We start from the raw sequence: 2,939 nt of genomic DNA on the forward strand, positions 1-2,939 counted from the left end.
GGGGTTTGGCCCCGTCCCCCACCCGGGGGGGGCCCTCTTTGGGGCGCGCGGGGGGGCGTGGGGGGGCCCCCCCCGGCCCCCCCCCGCCCCCCCCCCGCGACGGTGAATCACTTGCCCTTGGTCTCGGCCTTCGGCTTCGGCTGCCCCTTGAGGGCAGGCGCGACCACTGCGGCCTTGGTGATGTCGAGCGCGAAGGCCTGGACCACCACGGCGCCCCGGTCACGCTCCGGGGTGCTGATCGGGTCGTTCTGAATGCTGCGTCGCTTCATGGCTGTTCACCTCCTTCCACCAGTTCGGCGGGTACCTCGGGGCGGCCGCCCCGGGGTGGCAGGGGGAGCGGTGCCGGCCAGGCGTGCTCGGCGAACCGGACCATCGTGGCCAGCACCGATCGGTGGTCGGCGGTCCGGCGGCTGTAGTGGCCGCCGTCCACCCAGAGCAGCTCGTGCGGCACCGCCAGCCGGCGCAGGTCCGCGGCGTACCGGGCGACCTGGTCGGGTGGGCACCGCTCGTCGGTCCGCGAGGCGACCAGCAGGACGGGCGAGCGGACCTGGTGCACGTACGATCGCGGGTCGGCCGCGCGGTAGCGCTCGGGAACCTCGTCCGGGGTCCCGCCGAAGAGCTGGCGATCGAGCTCGCGCAGTGCGGGGGTGGTGGTGCGGTAGGCGGCGGGGTAGTCCGCGATCGGCTGAGCGGCCATGCCGAGTGACCACAACTCCGGCTGCGCGCCCATCGCGAGCAGGGCCAGGTAGCCGCCCCACGAGAATCCGCACAGGCCGGTGCGCTCCGCGAGCGCCGTACCGTCGGCGACCAGCTCCGCGCGGACGGCGGCCAGGTCCTCGATCTGCGCCAGCCCGACCCGGTGGCCGTACTCGTGCTGCCAGCGGGCGCCGTAGCCGGTGGAGCCGCGGTAGTTGGTGCGCACCACCGCGTAGCCACGGCCGACCAGGGCGTTCACCCGCGGGTCGTAGGAGTCGCGGTCGTGGGTGGCGGGGCCGCCGTGGACCAGGAAGAGGGTCGGCCACGGGCCCTGGCCGGCCGGAGTGCTGACGAAGCTGTGGATCCGCCCGTACGGCCGGGGCGTCCAGCGCCGGCTGCGGGAGGTGTCGCCCTGGTCCGGATCGAGGCCCTGCCCGGGGTGGTGCGCAGTCTCCGTGCCGGGGCGCAGGACCAGCGGGCGGGGCGGTGTCGACTCCCGGCTCCAGACGCAGTGCAAGGTGCCGTCCGGAGCGCAGGACAGGTCGTGGATCGTGCCGCCGGGGGTGCTGATCTCCCGGGCGGGCGGGGCCTGTTCGGCCGGCTCTCGGCCCGCGGCCCCCTGCTGCGTTGTCCGCTGCCCCTCCGGCGGGTCGAGTTCGGCGAGGAGCAGTCGGCTCCGCCCGGCCCGCTCGTGCTGGATCAGCACCTCGCGCGGCCCCTGGTACCAGCCGGCCGATATCTGCGAGTCGAACGACAGCCCCGGGTACCTGCGCAGCCCCGTGCCGGCCTGCCAGGTCGCGACGGTGTACTGCTCGTCCTCCTCGACCACCAGCAGCAGCTCCGGTTCGAGTACCGCGAGCGGGTTGAACTCGATCGGCCAGAGCCGCAGTCGGCGGTGCCCGGCGATCCGCAGCGGACCGTCCGCCTGCGCGTCCGTCTGAACGGTCGCCTGAACGTCCGCCTGCGCGCCCGTCGGCCACAGGACCACCGAGTCGTCCCCGTCGGGCCGCCCGCCGAGGGCCAGGAGCCGGCCGTCCGGCGACAGGTCGGCCAGGCTCAGGTACCCCGGCGCCGAACCGATCAGCAGGGCCTGGCCCGCGGGCGGTCCGACGTAGCAGTGCGAGGCGCCGTCGACACCGACGACCACCGCCGCGAGCGCGCCCGTCCGGTCGAAAGCGACGCCGTACGCCCGCCCGCGCGGCACGCCGTGCAGCGCCTCGCCGCCCGCTCCGCCGGCGAACGGCTCGCGCCGCCACCGCCCCTCCCCGGCGTTGTCGGCGTCGAACCACCAGACGGCGTCGCCGTCCGGCTCGATCTCGCTCAGGTGGACGCCCCCCGGCCGGTCGGTGACCACCCGGCGCCGACCCGTCCCCAGGTCCCAGGCCACCGCCTGCCAGCGCTCGTCGACGAGTCGCGTCTCGACCGCGCGGTCGGCCGCCAGGGCGGCGAAGCCGGGGGACTGGAACGCCTGTGTCACGGACCCGGCCCTTTCGGCTCGATGGTGGGAACAGACTGCGCTGAACGTCCCGAGGCCGGTGCACTGGCGTGAAGATCCAGTGAACTGGCGTGAAGAAAAGGCCACTTGTGGAGGATCGCCGCCACTCTAGGGGGGTGCCGTGGTTGCGAACAGACCTTTCGCACAGTTGGCCGAAATGCAGCTGAGGTGAATGCGGGCCGGCAGGGGTGTGGATGTGCCGGGAACGCGCAGCGGGAACGCACAAAGGCCGGCCGTCGCCGACCGCGCGTTGATCGCTTGTCTGCCACGGATTCCTACGGTCGGGCCTTCGGCAAGTTCCGCACCGCTCAAAAGGATTCCCATGATCGACCAAGCCGCGTCGTCGCGCGGTGGCGCACCCTGGATCGGCGACGATCCGCGATTCACCGAGTTGCGCGCCGCCTACCGCAGGTTCGTGTTCCCGGTGACGGCGGCGTTCCTGCTCTGGTTCCTGGCGTACGTACTCTGCTCGGCCTACGCCCGCGGCTTCATGGCGGCCAAGGTCGTCGGGAGCATCAACGTGGCCCTGGTCTTCGGACTGCTGCAGTTCGTCTCGACCTTCGGCATCGCCCTGGCCTACGGCCGGTTCGCCGCCCGGCGGTTGGACCCGCTGGCCGAGGCCCTGCGGAGCGCGGCGGCGTCCCGGGGGGGCGGGCCCGCGGGGGGCCCGGGGCCCACCGAGCCCGGGGGGGGGAGGCCGCGCCAGTGCAAGCGGGTCGCCAGTGCCCGCGGGCGCGCGGCGACCACC

Annotated in this window: 3 protein-coding genes; 1 reads left to right on the forward strand and 2 read right to left on the reverse strand. The window is 74.2% G+C overall.

The genetic code is table 11. From position 1 onward, the window contains the following. Nucleotides 1-107: 107 nt before the first annotated feature. A complete protein-coding gene (locus ACFV6D_RS15145; protein ID WP_159398304.1) occupies nt 108-269 on the reverse strand; it encodes a hypothetical protein in 162 nt (53 codons plus the stop codon). Further along, a complete protein-coding gene (locus tag ACFV6D_RS15150; RefSeq protein WP_380559979.1) occupies nt 266-2,173 on the reverse strand; it encodes an alpha/beta hydrolase family protein in 1,908 nt (635 codons plus the stop codon). The genes ACFV6D_RS15145 and ACFV6D_RS15150 overlap by 4 nt, the downstream gene beginning before the upstream one ends. Nucleotides 2,174-2,513: 340 nt before the next feature. On the opposite strand from ACFV6D_RS15150, the gene ACFV6D_RS15155 reads away from it, so the two are divergent. Continuing rightward, nucleotides 2,514-2,939 (forward strand): DUF485 domain-containing protein (locus ACFV6D_RS15155; protein WP_380559981.1); only part of this gene is annotated, 426 nt, incomplete at its 3' end.

It is taken from the genome of Kitasatospora sp. NPDC059812 (genome assembly GCF_042732075.1).
Classification (GTDB): Bacteria; Actinomycetota; Actinomycetes; order Streptomycetales; family Streptomycetaceae; genus Kitasatospora.

Coding starts and splice junctions, on each gene's coding strand:
- ACFV6D_RS15145 (WP_159398304.1), bottom strand. CDS start 269: ATGAAGCGACGCAGCATTCAGAACGACCCGATCAGCACCCCGGAGCGT.